The 25,386-nt window shown below is 42.6% G+C and carries 25 protein-coding genes; all 25 read left to right on the top strand.

Annotated elements, in window-relative coordinates:
- Positions 1 to 158: 158 nt before the first annotated feature.
- Entirely contained in the window at positions 159 to 1,583 is a 1,425-nt protein-coding gene (locus NAF01_RS12730; RefSeq protein ID WP_250800327.1) for a sensor histidine kinase, read from the top strand.
- Positions 1,584 to 1,585: 2 nt separating this feature from the next.
- Positions 1,586 to 2,158 carry an ANTAR domain-containing response regulator gene (locus NAF01_RS12725; protein ID WP_048011268.1) on the top strand — a complete coding sequence of 191 codons (573 nt, stop codon included), beginning with the start codon at positions 1,586 to 1,588 and terminating at the stop codon, positions 2,156 to 2,158.
- A gap of 181 nt (positions 2,159 to 2,339) precedes the next feature.
- Positions 2,340 to 3,599, top strand: a complete 1,260-nt coding sequence (eutH, locus tag NAF01_RS12720) for an ethanolamine utilization protein EutH (RefSeq protein WP_250802453.1) — start codon at positions 2,340 to 2,342, stop codon at positions 3,597 to 3,599.
- A gap of 27 nt (positions 3,600 to 3,626) precedes the next feature.
- Positions 3,627 to 3,968 (top strand): ethanolamine utilization microcompartment protein EutS, encoded by a 342-nt coding sequence (gene eutS, locus NAF01_RS12715; RefSeq protein ID WP_048011266.1) that lies wholly within the window; start codon positions 3,627 to 3,629, stop codon positions 3,966 to 3,968.
- 13 nt (positions 3,969 to 3,981) lie between these two features.
- Entirely contained in the window at positions 3,982 to 4,482 is a 501-nt protein-coding gene (locus tag NAF01_RS12710) for a EutP/PduV family microcompartment system protein (RefSeq protein WP_250800325.1), read from the top strand.
- A 162-nt stretch (positions 4,483 to 4,644) separates the two neighbouring features.
- Complete coding sequence (locus tag NAF01_RS12705) at positions 4,645 to 6,093, top strand: ethanolamine ammonia-lyase reactivating factor EutA (protein ID WP_250800324.1); 1,449 nt, start codon at positions 4,645 to 4,647, stop codon at positions 6,091 to 6,093.
- A gap of 17 nt (positions 6,094 to 6,110) precedes the next feature.
- Entirely contained in the window at positions 6,111 to 7,475 is a 1,365-nt protein-coding gene (locus NAF01_RS12700) for an ethanolamine ammonia-lyase subunit EutB (protein ID WP_250800322.1), read from the top strand.
- Positions 7,476 to 7,487: 12 nt separating this feature from the next.
- Positions 7,488 to 8,504 (top strand): ethanolamine ammonia-lyase subunit EutC, encoded by a 1,017-nt coding sequence (eutC, locus tag NAF01_RS12695; protein WP_163144767.1) that lies wholly within the window; start codon positions 7,488 to 7,490, stop codon positions 8,502 to 8,504.
- Between the two features lie 12 nt (positions 8,505 to 8,516).
- Entirely contained in the window at positions 8,517 to 9,170 is a 654-nt protein-coding gene (gene eutL, locus NAF01_RS12690; RefSeq protein WP_222501833.1) for an ethanolamine utilization microcompartment protein EutL, read from the top strand.
- 35 nt (positions 9,171 to 9,205) lie between these two features.
- Positions 9,206 to 10,735 (top strand): acetaldehyde dehydrogenase (acetylating), encoded by a 1,530-nt coding sequence (locus tag NAF01_RS12685; RefSeq protein ID WP_250800320.1) that lies wholly within the window; start codon positions 9,206 to 9,208, stop codon positions 10,733 to 10,735.
- Positions 10,736 to 10,751: 16 nt separating this feature from the next.
- A complete protein-coding gene (locus tag NAF01_RS12680; RefSeq protein WP_026582312.1) occupies positions 10,752 to 11,045 on the top strand; it encodes a BMC domain-containing protein in 294 nt (97 codons plus the stop codon).
- 30 nt (positions 11,046 to 11,075) lie between these two features.
- On the top strand, positions 11,076 to 11,729 hold the full coding sequence (locus tag NAF01_RS12675; protein WP_048011260.1) for a phosphate propanoyltransferase: 654 nt from the start codon (positions 11,076 to 11,078) through the stop codon (positions 11,727 to 11,729).
- Positions 11,726 to 12,400, top strand: coding sequence for a hypothetical protein (locus NAF01_RS12670; protein ID WP_250800318.1), 675 nt, complete (start codon positions 11,726 to 11,728; stop codon positions 12,398 to 12,400). Before NAF01_RS12675 ends, NAF01_RS12670 begins: the two co-directional genes overlap by 4 nt.
- Entirely contained in the window at positions 12,382 to 12,654 is a 273-nt protein-coding gene (locus NAF01_RS12665) for a EutN/CcmL family microcompartment protein (protein ID WP_048011258.1), read from the top strand. The genes NAF01_RS12670 and NAF01_RS12665 overlap by 19 nt, the downstream gene beginning before the upstream one ends.
- A 1-nt stretch (position 12,655) precedes the next feature.
- On the top strand, positions 12,656 to 13,042 hold the full coding sequence (locus NAF01_RS12660) for a BMC domain-containing protein (RefSeq protein WP_226620368.1): 387 nt from the start codon (positions 12,656 to 12,658) through the stop codon (positions 13,040 to 13,042).
- 36 nt (positions 13,043 to 13,078) lie between these two features.
- A complete protein-coding gene (mdh, locus tag NAF01_RS12655; protein WP_250800317.1) occupies positions 13,079 to 14,029 on the top strand; it encodes a malate dehydrogenase in 951 nt (316 codons plus the stop codon).
- A 191-nt stretch (positions 14,030 to 14,220) separates the two neighbouring features.
- Positions 14,221 to 14,412, top strand: a complete 192-nt coding sequence (locus tag NAF01_RS12650; RefSeq protein WP_048011255.1) for an IDEAL domain-containing protein — start codon at positions 14,221 to 14,223, stop codon at positions 14,410 to 14,412.
- A gap of 589 nt (positions 14,413 to 15,001) precedes the next feature.
- Positions 15,002 to 16,168, top strand: coding sequence for a pyridoxal-phosphate-dependent aminotransferase family protein (locus tag NAF01_RS12645; RefSeq protein WP_250802402.1), 1,167 nt, complete (start codon positions 15,002 to 15,004; stop codon positions 16,166 to 16,168).
- Positions 16,169 to 16,198: 30 nt separating this feature from the next.
- Entirely contained in the window at positions 16,199 to 16,882 is a 684-nt protein-coding gene (locus NAF01_RS12640) for a hypothetical protein (protein ID WP_250802401.1), read from the top strand.
- Between the two features lie 118 nt (positions 16,883 to 17,000).
- The gene (locus NAF01_RS12635) at positions 17,001 to 18,899 is read left to right on the top strand and encodes a sigma 54-interacting transcriptional regulator (RefSeq protein WP_250802400.1); all 1,899 of its coding nucleotides are present in this window, start codon (positions 17,001 to 17,003) and stop codon (positions 18,897 to 18,899) included.
- A gap of 12 nt (positions 18,900 to 18,911) precedes the next feature.
- Positions 18,912 to 20,348 carry an FAD-binding oxidoreductase gene (locus tag NAF01_RS12630; protein ID WP_250802399.1) on the top strand — a complete coding sequence of 479 codons (1,437 nt, stop codon included), beginning with the start codon at positions 18,912 to 18,914 and terminating at the stop codon, positions 20,346 to 20,348.
- Between the two features lie 45 nt (positions 20,349 to 20,393).
- Positions 20,394 to 21,722, top strand: coding sequence for a (Fe-S)-binding protein (locus NAF01_RS12625; protein ID WP_250802452.1), 1,329 nt, complete (start codon positions 20,394 to 20,396; stop codon positions 21,720 to 21,722).
- 375 nt (positions 21,723 to 22,097) lie between these two features.
- Complete coding sequence (locus NAF01_RS12620; protein ID WP_250802398.1) at positions 22,098 to 23,093, top strand: tripartite tricarboxylate transporter substrate binding protein; 996 nt, start codon at positions 22,098 to 22,100, stop codon at positions 23,091 to 23,093.
- A gap of 244 nt (positions 23,094 to 23,337) precedes the next feature.
- Positions 23,338 to 23,991, top strand: coding sequence for a GntR family transcriptional regulator (locus tag NAF01_RS12615; protein ID WP_250802397.1), 654 nt, complete (start codon positions 23,338 to 23,340; stop codon positions 23,989 to 23,991).
- Between the two features lie 164 nt (positions 23,992 to 24,155).
- Positions 24,156 to 25,376 carry a CaiB/BaiF CoA transferase family protein gene (locus tag NAF01_RS12610; protein ID WP_197249850.1) on the top strand — a complete coding sequence of 407 codons (1,221 nt, stop codon included), beginning with the start codon at positions 24,156 to 24,158 and terminating at the stop codon, positions 25,374 to 25,376.
- Positions 25,377 to 25,386 lie beyond the last annotated feature (10 nt).

Genomic DNA, 25,386 nt, shown 5'->3' with positions numbered 1-25,386 from the left:
TTCTCATGGCTGCCTCTTTTCAATATCCAGTATAATCTCAAAACTGAATCAAATTCCCTATCAAACTATTAAAAAGCATGTTGACAATCTACTATATTCCCTATAATATTTTTATATATTCTGACATTTCCAACTATAGATTCGGGAGAACACACCCTATGACAAACCTCTCAGCAGAAGAGCTATGCACTCTTCATACAAGTCTATCAAAAATAGAAGTCAAAAAAATTAAAGAGGTCTCTGCCAATCTTTCATTAATTGCAGACCTGAACCAGGCAAATGTTTTTGTAGACTGTCTTACTAAAGAAGGAAAACATGCGATTGTGGTTGCTGAAGCAGCCCCAAGTACCGCTAATTCTGTTTACCAGAAGCCAGTCGCAGGCAAGTTCGCTTATGAAGCATTTGAACCCGCCGTTTTGTATACCCTGAGGACCGGGAAAAATATGTTTCTCAATCGGGCACTGACCCAGGAAGGCAAGACGGTTGAACAAAGTGTTGTGCCGATTATGGGATCGGAGGATCGGGTTATAGGTGCACTGATTATGGAAAAGGACATCAGTGAGAAGCTTCAGCGGCAGCGGAAATTGGAAGCGCTATCAGAAGCAACAAAAACTTTAAGCGGGATACTCATTGGAATGGCAGAAGATCGGCCGATTATTCCAGAGGTGATTGAGGAAGCATTGTTCTTTATTGATCATGAAAATAAGGTAGTCTATAACAATCCATCGGCTACGAATCTCATTCACGAAATCGGGAAGGAAGATTGCAGGCCGGGCATACCTCTTATTGATTGCTTTCCATGCATTCAAAAGATATTGAACGAACCGGAAGAACTTCTTGTTAGAGAACTGAAAATGATGAATAAGGTTTTCCGCGTAAAAAAAATTCGTCTTCAAGTAGAAGGTAAATCGAATGGAGCCTTTATCATCCTTAAAGATCTGACTGAACTCAGGGAAAAAGAACGTGAAATTGCCGTTAAATCTGTTGCCATACGGGAAATCCATCACCGAGTTAAAAATAACCTGCAGACAGTTGCCAGCCTTTTGAGGCTTCAGATGAGAAGGGGTGTGCCGGAAGAAAGCAGGGTGCACTTCGTGGAAAGCCTAAACCGCATCTCAAGTATTGCTTCGGTGTATGAAATTATTCTTTCAAGCTCAAGTGTGGATGAAGTGGATATTTACAGCTTAATAGAGAAAATTGGCAATATGCTCGTCCATGAAGCAAAACACGAGCAAAAAAAGATACATATTCAATACAGGGGACCAAAACTTTTGATCGACTCTGAAAAAGCGGTTTCTCTGTCTCTGGTAATCAATGAACTTATACAGAATTGTGTAAAGCACGCATTTAAACATATGCATGAAGGGATAGTCGATGTCTGTTTTGAATATTCCAATGATGAAATCAAGGTTGAAGTCATTGATAACGGTGAAGGGTATTCCCCGGAAGCAAAACCTTCTCTAGGCTTGGATATTGTGAAAATGATGGTCGAGCACGATCTATCCGGCCATTTTTTAATCGAACGGGCTGAAACAGGGACCATTGCAGCTGTGCAATTTCCCTTTGAAAGGAAGGCGGAATAGCCGTGAAAAAAAGAATTATGGTTGTGGAGGATGAATCAATCTTCCGCATGGACTTAAGCTTGATGCTAAAGGATGCCGGCTACGAAGTAGTTGCAGAGGCAGGCGATGGTGAAAGGGCGGTTGAGCTAGCTTTTTCATTAAAACCTGATTTAATTCTTATGGATATCAAGATGCCTAATCTCAATGGACTTAAAGCAAGTGAAATCATTTCCAATAAAATCAATACGCCCATCCTGCTCCTTACAGCATATAGTCAGCGGGAATATATCGATAAAGCCAAAAAGGCAAATATACTCGGCTACCTTGTTAAGCCGGTTAATGAAGCCAGTCTGATTCCAGCGGTTGAGATCGCGCTCAGACAGGCAGAGAATGCCAAGGCAATCCGGGAACAAGTGGAAACCATGAATCAGAAGTTAAATGATAGAAAAATAGTGGAAAAAGCAAAAGGCATTTTAATGCAAAAGTTTAATATGCCGGAAGAAGATGCCTTTAGGAAAATGCGTAAGATCAGCATGAATAAACAGGTTACACTGGAAAATGTGGCAAAGCGTATAATTGTAAAATATAACGCTTAATATTCTTTTACAAGTGGATAGAACGGGCAAAGGTGCCATGCGTCTGCAAATAGCTGACGTACGGCACCTTTTTGTCTTTTTACTTATTCTTATACTATCGAACTCCTATTTTATCCTATTTTCTTGTAAAAAAGCTGCAGGATTCCGTTAACATATAAAAACTTTTAGGGAGGGATCTATGATGGAAATGGTAGGTAAAGTTGTTATTTACATTATCATGGCTTGTGCCGTAGCTGGGGCCTTTGCTGCCATCCGCAACAGTGATGAAGGATTAGGAAAACAATTTATGGAGGGGCTTCATGCAGTCGGCCATATCTTTGTTCCGGCTGCCGGCATAATGGCATCCATTCCGTATTTATCGTGGTTTATTGATAAGGTCTGCGGTCCATTTTTTGCTGCGATCGGGGCAGATCCTGCCATAGCTGCAACTGCCATATTGGCAACCGATATGGGCGGCTACCAGTTAGCTGAAGTGTTAAAGCAAACACAGGAAGGCTGGATCATGGCGATGATTGTCGGTTTTATGGCGGGTGCAACCATTGTTTTCTCCATACCGATGGGCCTGGCTATGCTTGATAAGAGAGACCATAAATATATGGCTCTTGGTGTGATGTCAGGCGTTCTGACCATTCCAATCGGCGCTTTCATTTCAAGTGTGATTATTGCGGTTTCAAGCTCAAGTTTCAGGGATTTCATTTCCACGTCAGGGGAGGCAAAATATCAGTTCGCACTCGGATTAGGACAAATTTTATTGAATTTAAGTCCGCTTTTAATCTTTGTAGTGTTGATTGCACTGGGTTTATATTTCCTGCCCGATTTAATGATCAATGGGTTTATGTGGTTTGGACGTATTTTAGATGCGGGCATTAAGCTTGTTTTAGTCTTTTCCATCGTGGAAATTTTTACCGGATTGTTCTCAACTGTATTTGGAGGCTGGGGCTTCCACCCTATCATGGCGGATTCGGAGGATCAATTCCGGGCACTTGAGACTGCAGGTTATATTGGGATCATGCTTGCCGGTGCATTTCCGATGGTTTATCTTCTCCAAAAGTATGCCGGCGGACCGCTGGAGGCTCTAGGCCGTAAAGTCGGGTTAAGCAAGGAAGGCAGCGCAGGGATAGTTGCTACAATAGCGAACATCCTTGCCATGTTTAAATTGGTCAGAACAATGCCGCCTAAAGATAAAGTCATTAATATTTCCTTTGCAGTCTGTGCGGCCTTTTTGCTTGGCGATCATTTATCTTTTACAGCAAATTTCCAGCCTACATTAATTCTGCCTATTATAGCCGGAAAAATTTCTGCTGGAGTCATAGGGATTGGATTAGCGTACTGGTTATCTGTACCAAAAGCTCTGGAATTGGAGAAAAAAGACCGCGAAGCTGGCATTATCGGAAAAGATGAATATTTAACGAAAGAAGAAAAAGTAAAAAAAGCAATCTAAGCAGCAGTCACCTGGGAGGCCAAAGCAATGAATGAGGAAAAACAACGATTTATACAGGAATTTGTGCCGGGAAAGCAAGTAACACTCAGCCATTTAATCGCAAATCCTGATCCGGATATGTTTGAAAAACTGGGGATCCAGCAGGCAGGAGCGTTGGGGATTTTAACACTGACACCAAGTGAAACGGTTATTATTGCAGGAGATTTGGCGACAAAAGCTGCAGACGTGCAGATCGGGTTCCTGGACCGGTTCACTGGCAGTCTTGTCATTGTAGGAACCGTATCGGCTGTGCAAATGGCCATGGAGGAAATCAACCGCTTTTTATCTGAAACACTGAGGTACACTCCTTCGGAAATAACTAAATCATAAGGAGCTGTATAGAATGTCCAAAATGAACAGAGCAATGCTAATCGGTTCAATCGGGGCTGGAAAGTCGACTCTAACAAATGCCCTTCTAGGCCGCAAAGCGGAAGCGGTTAAAACACAGGCACTGAACTATTATGACTGGATTGTGGATACACCGGGGGAATACACAGAAAATCCATTTTTCTATAAAAATATCATGGCTACGGCACTCGAAGTGACCCATGTACTATATTTGCAGGATTCTACAAAGCGGAAAACTATTTTTCCGCCAGGTTTCAGCAATGGGTTTAATAAGCTTGCAATTGGAGTCGTGACAAAAAGCGATTCTGATCAATCGGATGTAAACTCGGCAATCAGGCAGCTTAGAATTGCAGTCCCAAATGGACCTATTGTGATTACCTCCTCTATTTCCGGAAAAGGAATAGAAGAAATACGCTGCCTGGTGAAATGCCATTCTCTTCAAGAAATGAAAGATTATGCAGATTCATTGCCGGAAAATGTCGTAATTTTCAAATGAAACCCTTTACAAAATTAAGATAATAGAATATATTCTAATTATACAAAAGAATAAATCAGGCAAAGGCGCCTTGTATGAACAATCAATTCATGATTGCTCATATAGGGTGCCTTTTTTTATTTACCTGCAAATCAGATAATTTGTTTTAGTAAGGCGGGGATCATGTTGAAGCGTTACGATCCACAAAAAGAGAATATCATCAGCGCTGGAATTGACATCGGAACGAGTACGACAAAACTCGTCATCAGCAGATTTTCTCTCATGAATATGGCAGGCGGAACCCATATGCCGCGAATCGAGATAATAGAAAAAGATGTGCTCTACCAAAGCCCGATTTACCGGACTCCTCTCCTGACTGCCTCATCTATTGATATCGAAGCTGTAGAGAGGCTTGTAAGAGCAGAATATGAATCTGCGGGAATTGTGCCGGGTGATATTAAAACAGGAGCTGTCATTATTACAGGTGAAACGGCCACAAAACAAAATGCAGAAGAAATGGTCCATTACTTATCTGACCACGCCGGAGATTTTCTGGTGGCAACAGCGGGCCCGGATTTGGAAGGAATCATCGCTGCAAAAGGATCAGGGGCTTATGAATTTTCAAAAAGGACAGGAAAAACGATAGCTAATATTGATATTGGCGGAGGCACTGCCAATGCAGCAGTCTATCGTTCCGGAAGGCTATGCGGGACATGTACCCTGCATATCGGCGGGAGATTGATTGAATTTGCTGATGGCAAGATAAAAAGTATTTCTCCTCCCGTTCAAAAAATACTTCGTCAATGGGGTGCTGATTTAAAAATAGGGGACACCCGAAATGACCCGATCATTAAAAAACTGACAAACTACATGGCTGAAGTAATAGGACGAATGCTAAGGAGAGAGCTTCGGGAGAATGATATGCCTCTGCTTCTGGGACATGAGCCGAATTGGATAGAGAATATCGAATTCATCATGTTTTCTGGCGGAATCAGTGAATGCCTGTACAAATATGAAAAAGCAGGTTCCTCACCTGCACAGTATGAAGATATAGGCGAAGTGCTGGCCCAGTCACTGAGGAATTGCGGGGATCTGGCATTCTGGAGTTGGGAGGAACCGGAAGAAACGGTCAGGGCAACAGTACTCGGAGCAGGCACACAAACGACTGAAATCAGCGGGGCTACCATTCATGTTGAAGGTCATGAGTTGCCCATTCGCAACTTGCCAGTATATCAGATCAATTTTAATCACGATTTGGAAAAGGGACTCCATCTGATTCAAGAGTCAGTTAAAAAGGCGGTTGAAATGTATGACCCCCAGAAGGAGGGACAGAATTTTGCGCTGTATTTAACTGCACTTCCCTATTTGGGTTTTCGTGATATTCAAGAGTTATCTTCAGTCTTGCTGAAATCCATACAAGCAAAGCCTAAACCAGAACAGCCGCTTATTGTGGTATTAGAAAGTGACCATGCCAAAGTCCTTGGCCAGACGATAAAAGTTCAGGAATCAAAGCAAAGTATCGTATGCATTGACCAAATTATGGTAGAGCATGGCGATTACATAGATATCGGCAGCCTTCTTCAAACCAATGTAGTACCTGTTGTCATTAAAACATTGACATTCCATCAATAAGGAAGGAGGGATTGTAAATGAAACTAAAAACCAGTCATTTAGGAAATGTATACCAGTTTCATAATCTGAAAGATTTATTCGCTAAAGCAAATGAAGAAAAGTCAGGGGACCGCCTCGCGGGAATTGCAGCGGAAACCGTCCAGGAAAGAATCGCAGCAAAATTGGTTCTAAGTCATTTAACTCTATCTGATATCCGCGAAAATCCTATGCTTTCGCCTGAAGAGGATGAGGTTTCGAGAATTATAGAAGGCGGGATGAATGAACCCGTCTATCAGAGCATAAAAAATTGGTCCGTTGCTGAACTTCGTGAATATATCCTGGACGAAGACACGACAGGTGAAGATTTAAAAAGAATCAGCAGGGGATTAAACAGTGAAATGATTGCTGCCGCCGCAAAAATCATGTCTAATCTTGATCTTGTTCATGCGGCCAATAAAATCGAAATCCTAACGAAATGCAATATAACGATTGGATATAAAGGAACCCTGGCTTCCCGTCTGCAGCCTAATCATCCAACCGATAATGTGGATGGCATGATCGCTTCTTTAAAAGAAGGTTTATCCTACGGCATAGGGGATGCAGTGATTGGAATTAATCCTGTGGACGATTCGGTTGAGAGTGTAAAGAGGTTGCTCCATGCCACACATTCTTTTATTAAGGACTGGGAAATACCAACACAAAACTGTGTGCTTGCGCATGTAACAGCTCAAATGAAGGCAATCGAACAGGGTGCACCTGCTGATATGATCTTCCAAAGCATAGCTGGAACAGAGGCTGCCAACCGGTCATTCGGAATTACGGCCTCACTGCTTGAGGAAGCAAATGACATGGCAAAAACTCTCGGCACCGGCACCGGGCCTCAGCGTTTATATTTTGAAACGGGCCAAGGTTCAGAGCTTTCCGCTGAAGCCCATTTTGGAATGGATCAGATGACACTTGAATCGAGAAATTACGGCTTTGCCCGGCATTATGACCCTTACATAGTAAATACAGTGGTAGGTTTCATTGGTCCCGAGTATTTGTACAATAATAAACAGGTCATCAGGGCTGGGCTTGAGGACCATTTTATGGGGAAAATGCACGGCATCCCAATGGGTGTTGACATCTGCTACACAAACCATATTAAGGCCGATCAAAATGATATCGAAGACCTTGGCGTGCTGCTGACAGCAGCTGGAGTGAATTTTATTATTGCTGCCCCAATGGGGGATGATTGCATGCTCAATTACCAATCCATGAGCTATCATGACGTTGCCACCCTTAGGCAGACAATGAATAAGCAGCCATCTCCGATATTCAGGGATTGGCTTGAGAAAATGGGAATCTTCGAAAATGGAAAGCTGAGCAAAATCGCAGGCGATCCGACCATTTTTTCACGATAGGAGTTGAAAATAATGAATCCTGAACTGATTGAAAAAGTAACACGCCTAGTGGTGGAAAAACTTCAATCCCAGCATGATGCTGTTGACCAAGCACAATACAGCAGCACAGGAGTGAAGTTTTGGGACCATACTTCTAATCAAAGCAAAGAAAAATCCATGTCGCCAAGCGTGATAGTTGAAACGGACAAACAGGATGCAGGCGAACTTATAAAAATTAAAAGCTATCAGAGAACGAAAGATTCAAAAAAGGCTCCGTCGCATCAATCCAGTCAATTTAAAGTGGACCCCTTTAGTGAAAGGAGCGGGATTGACAATCCTGCTGATCCAGTTGAACTGCAGTCCCTAATCAGCAAAACACCAGCTAGAATCGGGGTGGGAAGAGCAGGTTCAAGACCGAAGACAGACACATGGCTGAAATTCCGCTTCGACCATGCAGCGGCAGTCGATGCTGTCTATGGAGATGTAAATGACGAGCTTATAACCCGTCTCGGACTTTTTAAAGTCAACACAATGGTGAATGAAAAAGAAGTTTACATCCGCAGGCCAGATTATGGCAGAAAGCTATCAGAAGAAGCCAAGAAAATCATTCTAACTAAATGTGAAAAGGAACCGGCTGTTCAAATCATTCTGTCTGACGGACTGAGCTCAAGTGCCATTGAAGAAAATGCAGAGGATGTGTATTTATCCCTTAAGCAATCTCTAAAAAGTTTAGGACTCGATATGGGAACCCCTTTTTATATTGAAAAGGGAAGGGTGGCTGTTATGGATGAAGTAGGGGAGCTTCTAAAACCCAAAGTGGTTGTGCTATTAATAGGCGAACGTCCTGGTCTGGTCAGTGCTGAATCACTGAGTGCCTACCTATGCTATGAACCCCGAAAAGGAACGATTGAAGCTGACCGGATGGTAATTTCCAATATACATAAAGGCGGAATTCCTCCCGCAGAGGCTGGAGCCTATCTCGGGACGGTTATCCAAAAAGTTATTAAATATGAAGCAAGTGGTGTATCGCTGGTAAAAAAAGAAGGGTAGGAGGCGAAAGGAATGGGATTAGAACGCATTCACGCTGATATAGTGGCTGTCAGGGTCATCCCTAATGTGGATCCGGATCTTGCAAAGCAATTTGATCTGAAGCCTCACCATAGAAGTTTGGCGATATTCACCTCTACCATCGATGATGTGGGATATACAGCACTTGATGAAGCTACTAAAAGAGCAGATGTGGAAGTCGTTTATGCGAGGTCTTTTTATGCCGGTGCCGCTCATGCTTCCGGACCGCTGTCTGGTGAAATGATTGGTATCATCGCCGGACCGTCTCCAGATGAAGTTAAAAGCGGCATGGAAGCTGTTTTCCAGACTGCAGAATCAGACGCTTTTTTTGAAGCACTTGATCAGGAAAAATCTCATGCCATTTACGCACATGTTGTTTCCAGAACAGGCTCCTATTTGTCAAAAGAAGCAGGCATCAATATCGGAGAGCCTATTGCCTATCTGATAGCCCCTCCATTGGAAGCCGTTTATGGACTTGACGCTGCTCTAAAGGCAGCGGATGTGGAAATGGTTAAATTCTTTGGTCCGCCTTCGGAAACCAATTTTGGCGGAGGCCTTTTGAGCGGCTCTCAATCAGCCTGCCAGGCAGCTGCTGATGCTTTCCGGGATGCCATTTTGGAAATTTCTCAGAACCCAATTAAATACTAAGTCTTTCAAAATATCCTGAAAGGAGTGTGGGAATCTTGCAATTTGATCATGATCTTCAATCCATGCAGGAAATGCGGAATGCTGTAAAGCTGGCCAAAGAAGCGCAGTTAAAGTATATGGCCTTTACACAGGAGCAGGTCGACGAAATCGTCAAAAAAGCCGCTGATGCTGCTTATGCAAAGTCACTTTATCTTGCCCGGATGGCGGTAGAGGAAACAGGTATGGGCATAGTCGAGCACAAAAAAATAAAAAACGAAGTCGGCTCCAAGGCTGTCTATGAATCAATCAAAGATGAAAAGACAGTGGGCATTATAAGTGAAGACCGTGTAAATAAAGTAACGGACATTGCCTATCCTTACGGTGTCATTGCAGGCATAATTCCAACAACCAACCCTACTTCAACAGCCATATTTAAAGCACTGATTGCTCTAAAAACAAGAAATGCCATTGTTGTGAGCCCTCATCCAAGGGCTGTAAAATGCACAGTTGAAGCGCTGAAAATCGTCAATGATGCAGCCATACAAGCTGGTGCACCTGCAGGGTTGATTGGATGGATTTCAACGCCGTCGATGGGTGCAACAAATGATTTAATGAAGCATCGTGATATCAATCTCATATTAGCAACAGGTGGCGGCGGACTGGTCAGGGCGGCGTACAGTTCAGGCAAGCCAGCATATGGAGTAGGACCCGGAAATGTGCCTTGCTATATTGAAAAGACTGCTAAAGTGGCCCAATCGGTGAAGATGATTATTGACAGTAAATCTTTTGATAATGGAACGATTTGCGCTACTGAACAATCAATCGTCGTTGATCGCAACATCAAAGAAATGACTATGAGAGAGCTCAGGAATAATGGGGCTTATCTATTAAATAAGCATGAAAAAGCTGCGTTGGAAAAAGTCATTTCACCTTCACTTGGAAAGCTGAATCCGGATATCGTCGGTCAAAGTGCTGTTAAAATCGCATCCATGGCGGGGATTCAAGTCCCTGAAGATACGAGGGTATTAATTGCTGAAGAAACTGAGATAGGCAAAGACATACCATTTTCTATTGAAAAATTATCTCCGGTCTTTGCACTTTATACTGCGGAAAGCTTGCAGGAGGCAAAAGACATATGCCTGCAGCTGCTCAATTTGGGCGGAAGAGGACATAGCCTTTCCATCCATACAAATGACGACGCAGTGGCCAGGGATTTTGCCTTGGAAATGCCTGTTTCGAGAATGATGGTTAACACGCTTTCATCCATTGGGGCCGTGGGGGCGACAACCGGTTTGATGCCTTCTCTGACTCTGGGATGCGGTTCATTCGGCGGCAACATTACCTCTGATAATGTAACAGCACGCCACCTGATCAATATTAAAAGAATGGCTTATGGAACGAAAGAAGTCACCATCCCAAAACCGGCAGCATCCTCTTCTATAGATGAAAAAAAACAAGCCGGCAGCTGGGATGTTGATCATATTGTCAGCCAGGTGCTTCAGCAAGTATCGCCTGATGGCAATGTGGATGCAAGCATGATTGCTGAAATGGTCAATCAAGTAATGAAAAAATATCAAACTAACTAATTAGGAGGAAATAAAAATGGCTAGAGAATTAACTGCATTAGGAATGATTGAAACTAAAGGTTTGGTTGCTTCAGTGGAAGCAGCTGATGCCATGGTAAAGGCTGCGAATGTTCATTTAGTTGGTAAGGTGCATGTTGGAGGCGGAATTGTAACGGTTCTTGTCAGGGGAGATGTAGGTGCAGTTAAAGCAGCAACTGATGCGGGTGCTGCAGCAGCACAGCGTGTTGGAGAATTGAAATCTGTTCATGTCATTCCACGTCCTCATAACGAATTGGAAAGCATTCTTCCAAAAATTGATGTTGAGCTTTAATACAAGAATACTACGTTAGGAGCATAAACCATGAACGAGCAAGCCATTCATTCGATTGTCGAGGAAATAGTCTTAAGGCTTAAGGGGTCCTCAGTAAAAAAACATTCAATTCCAATGGCTGTCTCTGCCCGGCATTGTCACTTAAGTCAAAGTGATCTGGAAGTTCTTTTTGGAACAGGCTATCAGCTTACCAAAAAAGCTGAATTATCTCAGCCTGGCCAATTTGCTGCTAATGAAATCATTACCATCGCAGGACCTAGAGGAAGCATTGAAAAAGTGCGCATTCTAGGTCCTGCGCGCCATATAACCCAGGTAGAAGTCAGCCGTACAGATTCGATCAAGCTCGGGTTGAAGCCTCCGCTTCGCGAATCCGGGAATATAGAAGGTTCTTCTCCCGTTACTCTGATAGGGCCAAAGGGGAGCCTATACAAAAAAGAAGGTTTAATTATTGCACAGGCACACATTCATATGACTCCAGAAGATGCTAAAGCTTTCGGAGTGAAAAATGGGGAATGCGTCAAAGTTGAGGCAGCGGGAGAACGTCCAATATCCTTTGGAAATGTGTTAATTAGAATCTCTCCCCGGTACAGGCTTGAAATGCATATTGATACTGATGAAGCCAATGCAGGGCTGATTGCCGGGAAAACAGCCGGCAGGCTGGTAAGGCAAGAGGATAGCTTATGATTGACAGGCATATGATTGAACAAATTGTAGAAGAAGTTGTGAAAAATCTATTGGGTGCCACATCAGCTCCCAATCCTAAAATGAAGCATAATCTGCTGGCTGTAGGGGATTTGAATCGAATTGACCCAGCTTTATTAGAAGTGTTAGAAGCGAATTGGAATATCCTTCCCTATGACTCCAGTGAAAATCCCCAGCTGCATACTGTTATGAAAGTTATTTTTCTTGGTGCTTCCCAGGACTTGTTTGTCAAAGGGGCACTGGGCATTTGCGATACACCGGAAAGCGAGCTTCTCTCAGCCTGTATTATTGATTATGTCCCTGTTACCTTAATTCCGAAAACAAATCTCTATAAAATCCTCAATGGAGAGAAAAAAACAAATGGGGAGTATTTTTTAAGTTTAATGGAGTATAAAGAAAAGCTGTTAAAGTTCGGGGTTGAAATCAACAGTCTGGACGACTTTGCTGCGCCAAAGCCTTTCAGTTCAGATCAGCCAGACGTAAAGAAGCTGATAACTCAAAGAGATGTTCAAGAATGCAAAAAGAATGAAATCCTGGTAGATAAAGAGACCATTATAACACCTTTGGCACGTGATGCTGCACGCGAATTGGGAAAAAGCATTGTTGTAATGGATACAAAAGGGGCTGAAAGCACATGGAAATGGGAACGGTAATCGGCAATGTATGGGCCACAAGAAAAGAGGATAATTTAACTGGCCTGAAATTTTTGGTTGTCGAGCCTCATGGAATTTCAGCAGAAAAATCATTCGTTGCAGTTGATCGAATTGGCGCGGGAGTCGGTGATCAGGTTCTCGTTACACGTGGAAGTTCGGCTTCAAACATGTCCGGGGATTTCAAATTGCCAATTGATGCATTGATTATCGGAATCATTGATTCTGTTGACGTTGAAAAGAAAGAGGTGAAATAGTATGGCAAGAGCACTCGGCATGATTGAAACAAGAGGGCTGATTGGGTCCATTGAAGCAGCAGATGCGATGCTGAAAGCTGCCGATGTTATGCTGGTGAAGCAGGAAAAAGTGGACGCCGCCCTAGTAACGGTTTTGGTTCAAGGTGATGTAAGTGCTGTTCAGGCTGCTGTGGATGCAGGAAAGGAAGCAGCTGCCAGAGTGGGTGAACTTGTGTCAGCGCATGTTATACCTCATCCTGATGAAGAAATCAAGAAAGCTTTGTTGGATGACAGGAAACCAAAGGAAATGAGACAAGAGGCAGTTCCTGAACCACCCCCCGTAAAAAAGGGAGGAAGCAAAAAGAAACAGATACCAGCTGCGGAGCAAGATAACCGTGAAGATCAATAATGTACTCCAACTGGATGATGAAATGGAGGAACAGCGATGACTTTTAAGAGAAGAAAGATTGCCGTTATCGGGTCAGGCTTTACTGGTGCGACGGCAGCACTGATGCTCGCCCAAAAAGAATTGGGAGACATAATCTTAGTTGACATACCTTCACAGACAAACCCAACAAAAGGCAAGGCCCTTGATATGCTGGAAGCTGGACCGGTTCAGCGCTTTAATGCCAGCATAACCGGAACTTCAAGCTATGAAGACATTCAAGATGCAGATTTAGTTTTGATTACAGCAGGAATGCCAAGAAAACCGGGAATGAGCCGGGATGATCTGGTTGCTGTAAATGAGAAGATAATGATTGAGGTTTCTCAAAATATAAAAACATACGCCCCGGCAAGCTATATTATTGTATTAAGCAATCCTGTTGATGCCATGACCTATGTTTGCTACAAAACGACCGGTTTTCCGAAAAATAGGGTAATCGGCCAATCAGGAGTTTTGGATACAGCCCGATTCAATACGTTTGTGGCGCAAGAGCTGGGAGTTTCGATTGAAGATATTTCAGGTTTTGTCCTGGGTGGTCATGGAGATGACATGGTTCCTCTCGTTAGATATTCATATGCTGGCGGTATTCCTCTGGAGAAAATTCTCCCTGCAGACCGAATCGAAGCGATTGTGAAAAGAACCAGAAAAGGCGGAGGAGAAATTGTCAATCTGCTTGGTCAGGGAAGTGCCTATTATGCTCCTGCAGCTTCAATGGTTGAGATGGCTGAAGCGATTCTGAAAGATAAAAAACGCATCCTTCCTTCAATTGCCTATTTGGAAGGTGAGTATGGATACAGTAACATCTACTTGGGAGTTCCAACAATTCTGGGCGGAAATGGAATAGAAAGTGTCATTGAAATTCCATTGACTGCCGATGAGAAGGAAGCACTCGATCAATCTGTTAAGTCTGTACAAAATGTAATGAGCATACTTGAAACGGCCAAAGCATAAGAGGGCTGACTTGTGAGGGAATAACCCTTCTCATGAGTCAGCTTTTTTGTATATTGTTTAAACGGTTTCAATATCGGGTACATTGTAGTTAACAAGCTTAGCAGCTGCTAACAAAATTTCCAGCAAATAATGATTTGAATAATCTGAAAATTTCTGTTACAATAGAAAAAAGGTCAAGGGGTTGATTGCAAATGGAAAAACGTCTACTTAACTCGCCGCAACAGTCTGAGGAAAACGTGTCATTGTTAGCAGAACAAGTCCTAAATCAAGCTCTTAAGGAATATCGAATTGAAAAGCTTCGCGAAAAAATTGATGAAGCTCTCACTAGCCGGAACCAAAAAGAATTCATGCGCCTTACGGATGAATTAAAAAAAATCTCTTAAGCAAAGCAAATAATACTTATGTTAAAAAGGCAGCCTGTTCGAAAGAACGGGGCTGTCTTTTGTTGTTTGAAAAATCATATGCTCGACTTGCAGCCAAAAACCAAGTGGATCAAAACAAAAATCGTTGTCATAGAAGCCTCATAATCCCGAAATCCAGAAAGCCAAAGAAAATAGTCGCCAATAAAGGCTTCATGAAGACCAAAATCCAGTGAAGTGGAAAGGAATTGTCCTCATAGAAGCTTCATAAAACCCAAAATCCAGGGCAGCCAAAGAAACCGTCGTCATAGAGGCTCCAAAAAGCCCAAAACCTCGGGCAAAAAAAGAAAATAGTCGTCATAAAAGGCTTCACAAAGCCAACAACCTCGAGCAGCCAAAAAAACCGCCTTCATAACTCCTAATCCCAATTCAACACCTTTCCGCTATCCGCCACAATCTGTTTCATCAATTTGTTCCATTTCGTTTCATAACGAAACACTGAAACACTCCCCAAACAACAAAACCTTTGTACAAAAGGCAATCAACCTTGGCACAAAAATTGCAAAATAATTCATTAGCAAGATATAAATCGAAACGATAAGGGGAGGAAGCTATGTTTGAAGAAAAATTGGATTTAAGATTGCCGGGACCAGTTCAGGTTCCAAAAGAAATACAGCGTGCCATGCTAAGGAGTTTCGATCATCCCATGATGGATTACCGGAATCCAGCCTTCCAGGATGTACTTCAGGAAACGACTGAAAAGTCTAAAATGATATTCCAGACTGAAAACCTGGTGATCCCACTTACCTCAAGCGGAGCATCCGCTCTTGAAACAGCTATTATTAATACGGTTGGTCCCAACGATACGATCATTCTTTGTGTAGTCGGCTATTTTGGTGAGTACCTTCAGGGAATTACAGACCATATCGGCTGCAAAACCGTCCGCGTCGATGCTGAATGGGGAAATATTGTCGATCCTGAAGATGTGAGAAAAGCATTGAAGGAAAATCCTGAGGCAAAAGCTGTTTTTGCGACACACTGTGAAACATCCACCTCTGCAATCAACAACATTCAAGAGATTGCAGCAGTTGTAAAAGAATCAGATGCCATATTCCTCGTTGATGCGGTCAGCTCGATTGTCGGCACGCCTCTATACATGGACGAATGGGGCATTGATATTGTGGCAACCGGAGGTCAGAAAGCATTAATGCTGCCGCCTGGCCTTGCGTTAATTACATTAAGTGAAAAAGCCTGGAACACTGTGAATAAGCATCAGTGCCCATCCTTTTACTTTGACCTTAAGCTCTATAAAAAAGGATTGGAATCAGGGGCCGGCACACCTTATACACCGAATATATCACTTGTTTGCGGGCTTCTTGAAGCCTGCAATATGATAGAAAAAAGCGGAGGAATAGAAGCTGAATTCAAAAGGCATGCTGCACTTCGGGATATGACTAGAGCTGGAGTGCGGGCATTAGGTCTAGAATTGCTGGTGGATGATTCGGCAGCCAGCCCAACCCTGACAGCTGTAAAATTAAAAAATGCCGATGAATTCAGAAGGATGATGCGGGAAGAATTTCATATCGCATTGGGTGGCGGTCTCGGAAAGGTGAAGAATCAGATTCTGCGCCTGGGACATATGGGATATACAGATGCTGCTGACATGCTGAAAATGTTTGCTGCGATGGAGCTTGCTTTAAAGAAGACCGGATACGAAGTGGAACTAGGTGCTGGAGTTTCTGCGGCACAGCGGCATTGGCTCGAAAATCCGAACTGTTAAATTACTGGTTCAAAGGAGACGTGAGCCAGAGTGAATATTATTGAAAAGCGAATCGCCGAAGTGGCAAATCTTCCTTCAGTTTCTCCTGGAGATAAAATTGAATTGACACCGGATTGGAAACTCATCAGCGGGAAAAGTTCACATTCTGTCTTTAAAGCATATTGGAACCAAGGCTATGAAAAAGTGACAAATCCAGCCAAAACCTTCTTTTCAGTTACGGGAACAGAAGAGGAAACCACCCTTAAATTCTGTAAAGAAAAAGGCATCAAGTTAATAGATTGTGAGCCTGAAGATTATTTTCGAAAAGAAGGCTTCAAGCAGAATGGTACAGTACTTGCGGGGATTGACCAGCAAATTAAGTGCATGGGAGGAAACGGAGCCATCGCAATTGTGATTTCACCAGCTGCGATGGCGGATTGTCTGGCAACTTCATCATTTAGCCTGGTTATACCCGACACCATGTATATTGAAATTAACGGACCATTAAGTAAGCAATATACCGGGGAAACACTCTGCAGTTATCTGCTCGATTCATTTAATGACAGCTTAATAGGCAATGCAGTGATTTTAGGAGGAGTGGTTCTAGATCAGTTAAATATTCAGGATCGAAAGAATCTATCATACTTTTTTCAGCTGTCCGGCGCTGCAGTTGGGTTAATCTCGGCAGAAGGGCCATTGGGCCAGGTTGAAAGCGCGATTAAAATAAAATTGTAACCAGGACCAAAAAACTGATGATTATGAAAATTCACCGAAATTTCTCTTGGCATTTGTTAAGATTAATTTAAAATAAAATTAAAATTGTCCAAGAGAAAAAGCTATATGAGGTGATGTGATGTCTGAAATTGCAATTCTGACTCCAATTGACGGGCTGATACAGGTTTCAAGGGAAGCCGCGAAAAAAACAGGAGAAGAAGTTACAGTAAAGAAAGTGAGTTTTCGGAATGCGGTCGAAGCGGCAAAGGAATTTGAAAAAAACGGTACAGAAGTAATCATTAGCAGAGGGACCTTGGGATTAAAGCTGTTAGAATCTGACATCAATTTACCTGTTGTACAGATTCCCATAACTGGATATGACTTGCTTCGAACAATCAAGGAAGCACAGAAGCTCGGAGAAAAAATTGGGATTGCAGACAACGAAGAAATCTTACAGGGAATCGAAACAATTGAATCTGTGCTGGGCTTATCGATTGAAAAGCACTGTGTATCAATGCCGGAGGAAGCTGAAGCAGCTGTGGAGTCACTCTGCAAAAAACAAATAGATGTGCTGATAGGCAAAAGCATTTTTACCAACAAAGTAAAAAAAGAAACGATTAGAACAGTCATATTAACGTCCGGTGTGGAATCGGTCATTCAGGCAATCAACGAGGCAAGAAGCCTAATCAATGTGAGGCGCTCAGAAATAAAAAGAACAAAGGAACTTCAGGCAATTCTTGATTTTATTGCAGATGGTGTGATAGCAGTGGATGAAAAAGGGGTGATCACAGTTTGCAATCCTTCCGTCTACAGCATACTAAACCTTCCCTATGATTCAGTAATCGGCAAGTCCATAGATGATATTCTCGTGCATTCGCGAATGAGCAAAGTTCTTTCGACTGGCAAGGAAGAGCTGAACCGCATCCAGGATGAAAATGGGGTGAAAGTAGTCGCAAACCGAATTCCCATTCGGCACGAGCAAAAGGTGCTTGGAGCAGTCTGTACATTTCAGGAGATTAATAGAATTCAGCAGCAGGAACAGGAGATCCGCAAAAAGCTGCTTCACCGGGGCCATGTAACGAAATATAGTTTACATAATATCGTCGGTGAGAGTGACATGTACAAAAAAGCGATTCAAAAGGTGAAGAAGTACTCACAAGTGGATTCGACCATTCTCCTTACAGGGGAAACGGGTGTGGGAAAAGAGGTGTTTGCCCATTTGATCCACAGCTTCAGCAAGCGGTCGGAAGGGCCATTTGTTGCAGTGAACTGTGCAGCTATCCCTGAAAACTTACTGGAAAGCGAATTATTCGGGTATGTTGAAGGAGCCTTCACCGGGGCTAAAAAGGGCGGGAAAACGGGTTTGTTCGAATTAGCACACCAGGGGACCATTTTCCTGGATGAAATCGGCGAACTGGCTGAATCTCTTCAGGCTCAGCTTCTGAGGGTCCTTCAGGAGGGAGAGGTGATGCGGCTCGGAGATGAAAGGGTCATCCCTATTAATATACGTGTGATCGCTGCTTCAAACCGGGATTTCGAAAAGATGGTAGAAGAAGGACGTTTCCGGGCCGATTTGTACTATCGCCTTAATATCCTTGATATTCCTATCCCGTCATTGCGTGAACGGATTGCTGATATACCGCTGTTATGCAATTTTTTTATAGAAGAACTGGAGCCTGGAATCCGGAGAAATATTAGAGGATTTACTGCTGATGCGATGAAAATCCTGCAAAACTATCATTGGCCAGGAAATATCCGTCAGCTCAGAAACATTGTTGAAAGAGCTATGATTCTTTCTCCCGATAAGGTGATTGATTCTGATACTGTTTTAGCTGCTGGGGGAAAAGACTTTCTAGGTATGCAAGAACTCAAGGCACATCATGAAAAAGATGATGAAGGTGATGAAACAAAGCTTTATCACCTTGAGAAAGAATATATTTTGAATGTGCTCAAACAGGTAAACGGCAATAAAACAGAAGCGGCAAAGATACTTGGGATCGGCAGGACGACCCTATGGCGAAAAATTAATAGTATGTGAGGAGGAGATAAAATGAATGAAACAAAGGCGCCCCCTCCGTTGGATGAAAACATCATATCTCAATTAAGGGATATCTTCGGAGAAGACCGGATTTTAACCAATAACACCGACATGATGACATATTCTTATGATGCTTCCTTTGAAACACAGATTAGTCCAAAACAGCCTCAAGTGGCTGTGATTGCCTTATCCACTGAAGAGGTAAGTTCTTGTGTTAAGCTTGCCAATAAATACAGCATCCCTTTATATCCAAGAGGAGCAGCAACTGGCCAGACAGGCGGAGCTGTTCCGGTTAAAGGCGGCATCATGATGGATTTATCAAAAATGAACCGAATCCTGGATATTGACCATCGGAATATGCAGGTCATTATAGAGCCAGGTGTAATCCAAAATGATCTAAATGAGGCTTTAAAACCTTATGGATTGAGGTTTCCGCCTGATCCTGGCAGCGCAAATATGTGCACAGTTGGAGGAATGGTATCGAACAATTCGAGCGGTCTAAGGGCAGTCAAATATGGAGTCACCCGCCATTATGTACTCGGCATGGAAGTTGTGCTCCCTACTGGTGAAGTAATTGTTACTGGCGGAGCTAAATCGAAAGCACTTAAGTCGGTTTCTGGCTATGATCTCGCTCATTTAATGATAGGATCTGAGGGAACCCTTGGTATTATCACCCGTCTTCGCCTGAAATTATTGCCTCTGCCAGTTACAAGAGGGATTGTTTTATGTTCATTTGAACGGCTGGAAGAAGCCGGTGAGGCTGTTAATGCCGTTTTCTCTTCTGGCCTGCAGCCATCTGCCATCGAAATTATGGACTTTAACTGTACAAAAGCTGTCAATATGATGAAGCCCGAGCTTCGTCTTCCGCTGGATAATGAAGCTATTCTCGTGTTTGAAGTGGATGGAGCCAAGGAGGAGGTTACCTCACAAGTTAACCGATTAAAAACTGTGGTTGAAAAGTATACAAATTATATAAAGTTTAGCGATGAACCGGAGGAATGCGAAAAGCTCTGGCAGGCCAGAAAGCTTGTTGGTGCCGCTGTCGGCCTATTAAAACATGGCGGGTTCAGGGTATATGGCGGAGAAGATATATGTGTGCCAATTTCAAGGCTTCCGGAAACTTTGCGGGAAATTCATAATATTGCTGATCGATATGACATCATCTGCGGAATATATGGCCATGTGGGCGATGGGAATATGCACACAGGTCCAGTAGTTAATATGAATAATCAAATTGAAATGGAAAATGTGCAAAAAATGATCGACGATATCCATGAGCTTGCAATCAAAATGGAAGGAACAACGACAGCGGAACATGGAGTAGGAATTGTCAGGGCAAAGTATATGGATGTTGAACACGGACCCGCAATGGAAGTAATGAGGGCGATTAAACGGACTCTGGATCCAAACAATATATTGAATCCAGGCAAAATGGCACTGCCAAACTAGGATGGAGGTGACGAGTAGTTGAAACTTCTTACCGCGGAAGAATCTATGCGAACGTGTGTGCGATGCGGAGCCTGCCGCAATGTATGCCCAACATTAAATATCACGGGAAGGGAAGCTGACGGCCCAAGGGGAAGAGTATTAATGGCAAGGAGTCTGCTTGAAGGAGATATTCCTGTAAACCAGGAGATTAAAGATCAGCTGGATCGATGCCTGCTTTGCTCTGCATGTGTGGATGCATGCCCTATAGATGTTCAGGTCCCGGATATTGTCATGCTCGCCAAGGAGCGAATAGCAGCAGCTGTTGAAACACCTGTGCAGGCTGCGCCGCCTGTTCAAACGGATATTAAAAAACAAGCCTATACGGCACGCACTTTTAAGGACTACTTTTTTGATCATATTCTCGCGAATCAAAAAAGGCTTAATTCGGTGGGCAATCTACTTTGGTTTTATCAAAAAAGCGGACTTCAATCCCTTACAAGGGGGCTGGGCATATTAAAATTTTTCCCTGAACAGATGAGCCAGATGGAACGAATTACACCTGCGATTTTGCCTCCTTCAAAGCGTAAATATCATCAGGAGTTTACACCAAGCGCATATGAAGAAAAGAAGGCCAAAGGACGTGTAGCCTTTTTCCATGGATGCATCATGGATGTTATGTTCAGAGAAACCAATGATAATTCTATTAAACTGCTGTCAAAGGCCGGGTTTGATGTTGTCACTCCCAGAGCTCAGATGTGCTGCGGAGCCCTGCATCATCATAGCGGGAAAAAAGACAAAACCATCGAATTGGCAAAGGCGAATATACAGGCTTTTGAAGAAGCAGCTGTGGACTATATTATTACAAATGCGGGCGGCTGCGGTGCTGCACTTGCTGAATATGCAGACTTGTTTCGTGATGATCCAGATTGGCTGGAACGGGCAAAAACCTTCTCCGCCAAAATAAAAGATATCAGTGAAATCATTTATGAAAAAGGTGAAATGCCTGCCGTGTCAGGAAGAGGAGAAAGAGTAACCTATCAGCCTTCCTGCCATCTGCAATATGTGATGAAAGTTAAGGATGCACCTGCGAAATTGGTTAAACAAATTCCGAACTCGGAATATGTAGAGCTTCCTGAGAAAAAATATTGCTGCGGTTCTGCCGGTATTTATAATTTATTGCAGCCGAAGCTTGCTAATGAAATATTGGATAAAAAAATGAAGAAGGTGAAAGAAACTGAATCAGCTGTGCTAATTACAGCCAATCCAGGGTGCTATCTTCAAATGAAACTTGGTGTTTACCGGGAAGGCATGGAAGAAGAGATTGAAACAAAACATGTGGTTGACTACCTGATGGATTCCATTGAAAGGGCAGAAGCTGAAGCTGCAAATAAATAGTTTCAAAATGGAACGGGATAGATGGATATTTTGTTTCAAAATAGAACTAAAAACAAATGAACCACTATTCAAAATGTAATGGTGTTCCAAACCAAATAAAACAATGTATGTACGAGTTTCTTTGAAAAGGCTTACATTCAATTGGTTTAAAGAGAAAATTTCACAATTTCTTAGTGCATTTTTAGCCATTCGGCACAAAAATTGCATCTTTGAAATATGAAACATGACACATACAGGGGGGTGACAATACTGCTGCAGCGGTGTAAGAGAATAGGAAGGGTTCCATAACCTATTTGTTGTGTAAAAGTGAATACTTACTAGTAAGATTAATTTTCAGAAATTTTAAAATTTTTCTTAATATGGGGGAAAATTAAGATGAAATTAAAGAGGTTTTCGTTTTTGTCTCTTGTAATTGCATTAGTATTCATTTTGCAGGCATGTAGTTCTTCACCTCAAGAAGCAAGCTCGGAAGAAAAGAAAAGCGGCAGTAATTATCCTGAAAGGCAAATTGAAATTGTTGTAGGATTTGGTGCAGGCGGAGGCAGTGATAATTTTGCAAGAGCCATAGCCAAAGAGCTTAAAGACATACTAGGCGTGAATATTAATGTTGTGAACATGCCTGGAGCATCTGGGATCAACTCTGCTGACCATGTAGCAAGACAGCCGGCTGATGGCTACACAATATGGTCTGCTACATCCAATCACCCGGTAAATATTGCGGCAGGTGCTGAAAAAAATGACTTGAGCAAATTAACTGCGGTTGGCAGGGTTCAAAATGACACCATGACGCTTCAAGTTAAAAGCGACGGGAAGTTTAAAGACATCGAAGACTTAATTGCGCAGGCGAAAGAAAAGCCTGGAGAAATAACGATTGGCGGTACAGGTTCTGCAGGCTTTGATGAACTGGTGATCAAACAATTTGAAAAAGCAACTGGAACCAAATTCAATTATATCTCTTTTGAAGGTTCCGGGGAAATGACAGCAGCCCTTCTCGGTGGACATATTGATGTAATTGCAGAGGAGCCGGGACCTTCCATTGCCCAGCTGGAGAGCGGAGATATCAAGATGCTTATTGCATTTACCGAAGAAAAGGTGGAAGGTTTTGAAGATGTTCCAATTTCAACTGAGATGGGAATCGATGTAACGGATGGCCAGGGAAGGGGATTCATGGTTCATGCGGATACGCCTCCTGAAATAATAGAGGTGCTGGAAAATGCGCTTAAAGAGGCAAAAGACCAGGCAGGTTATAAAGAATATGAAAAAGCAAGTTACTTGCATCTGCGTGATGGCTGGTTAAATGCGGAGGACTATAATGCTGAATTTGAAAATCTGATTGATACTTACGGTACTCTTTTAAAAGATATGAAGTAATCATAAAAGCAGAAAGGCAGGAAATTTTGCCTTTCTGTCTATTTTTATTGGAATTTACATGCTTAGGCTGAACGGCATTGTGTCGAATTTTGACTAGTTTTACATAACTGTGAAAAATTTATTTAAAATATTGACACTTTTCAGAATATTAATTATTATCAACATAGACACTGTATACTGGATACAGCATTCAGCATTCAACCCCGTTGTGATATTTACGGAGTTAGAAAGGAGGAAAAGAATTATGGTGCAAAGCCTGCAATTTTCACAGCCGCTTTATCAGCAAATATATGACATTATCAAAAGTTCAATCCTGGCAGGTGAATTGAAACCAGGAGAGAAAGTCAATGTTTCACAGTTAGCAGAGAAGTATAACATCAGCCGGACCCCGTTAAGAGAAGCTCTGCGCCAGCTGCAAATTGAGGGGTTACTGGTCCAGGATCATCTGGGGCTAAGTGTCGTCAAGCTGGAAGAAACTGATTTTAAGGATTTATACGAATGCCGGCTGATGCTGGAGCCCAAAATCATGGGCCTAATTTTGAAAACGGTCGCAAATGAGGAATTGGAGGAGATTGAGAAGGTACTCCTGAAAGCAGAGAGCGCATTTAAAGAGGGAAATCTTCTGCAATTATTAGAGCTTAATGCACAATTCCATGATTGGCTTTTGGAAGCCAGTCCGAATAAACGGGCATTACACTTGCTTCAGCAGGTACGTTCATTTCTATTGCTTTACCGGGCCAATATCCTGAAAAATAATGAGCATAACAGAGAGATCCTTAAGGAACATCGCCAAATCCTTAATGCTCTAAAAGCTCGCGACGAGGCAGCGGTTATACAAAACGTGGAAAATCATCTTCGGAATGATTTGGAACGTGGAACCAATATGATTCGTGAATAAAAAAAAGGGGAACATCTCCACTCGCCAAAATAGAAATGTTCCACCCTTAATAAATAAATCGACCTTAATTATACCATATAAAGATAAAAATTGTATAGAAATGAACAACTGCCGGTATGATCGGGCTCGCTTCTGACACACAAATTTTAGATGGGGTGTTTGAAATGGGACCTTTACAAGGAATGAAAGTCCTTGATGCTTCTCAAATAATGGCTGGGCCATATTGTACGATGGTTTTAGCTGATTTAGGCGCAGATGTAATGAAAGTTGAAAAAGTCAACGGCGGTGATGACTCCCGGCAAATGGGACCATATGTGAATGGGGAATCCACTTGTTTCTTTCAAATTAACCGAAACAAACAAAGCATTGCCCTTAATCTTAAAAATGAAGAAGGCAAGGAGATTTTCTATAAGCTCGCAAAGGAAGCGGATGTAGTTGTAGAAAACTACCGTCCCGGGGTGACTAAATCGCTCGGGATCGATTATGAAAGCTTAAAGAAAATCAATCCTGGTCTTGTCTATTGCTCAATATCAGGCTATGGACAGACTGGTCCATATTCTCATAAAGGCGGTTTCGATCTTGTTGCCCAGGGAATGACAGGCTTAATGAGCATGACAGGGGAAAAAGGGATGAGGCCAATGAAATCAGGCATTGCAGTTTATGATATTGGTGCAGGCATCACAGCTGCTTACTCCATTCTTGCTGCTTATATTCATAAAATGAAAACAGGTGATGGACAGCATTTGGATATCGCTCTTGCAGAAATTGGACTGCCTTGGTTTACATGGGAAGCAGGTGCCTATTTTGCAGAAGGGACGATTCCGCAGGCAACTGGCTGGCGCCATAGAGTTTCCGCTCCCTATCAGGCTGTTAAAACAAAATCAGGTTATATGATGCTCGGATGCGCAAATCAAAGAACATGGGAAAGGTTTTGCACTGAAGTTATCGAAAAGCCTGAATGGATTACTGATCCGCGATATGAAACAAACTTATTAAGAAATAAGCATGTTATTGAACTCGAAGAAGATATTGAAGATGTATTAATGCTTCACGAAACAAAGTTTTGGATTGATCGCTGCGAAAAAGCAGGAGTTCCTGCCGGGCCAATCAATAATTTTGCGGAAGCTGTGCAGGACCCACACTATCAGGCAAGAGGGATGATCGAAGAAGTTGAGCATCCTGTTATTGGAAAAATGAAAATGATCGGCATACCAACTAAATTCTCTAAAACACCAGGTAAAGTAAGAACTGCCTCTCCGCTTTTCGGACAGGATACCGCGGCCGTGCTGAAAAACCTGGGCTACGATCAGGAATATATTGCAAAGCTTTCAGAATCAGGTGCGGTGAAAGCTTTGGAAGAAAGTAATTTATTGAAGAAAAATTAAGAGAAAGGTT

It is taken from the genome of Cytobacillus firmus (assembly GCF_023657595.1).
Taxonomy (GTDB): Bacteria; Bacillota; Bacilli; order Bacillales; family Cytobacillaceae; genus Cytobacillus; species Cytobacillus firmus_B.
The sequence above is the reverse complement of the archived record's forward strand: the minus strand, read 5'-3'. Positions and strand labels throughout refer to the sequence as shown.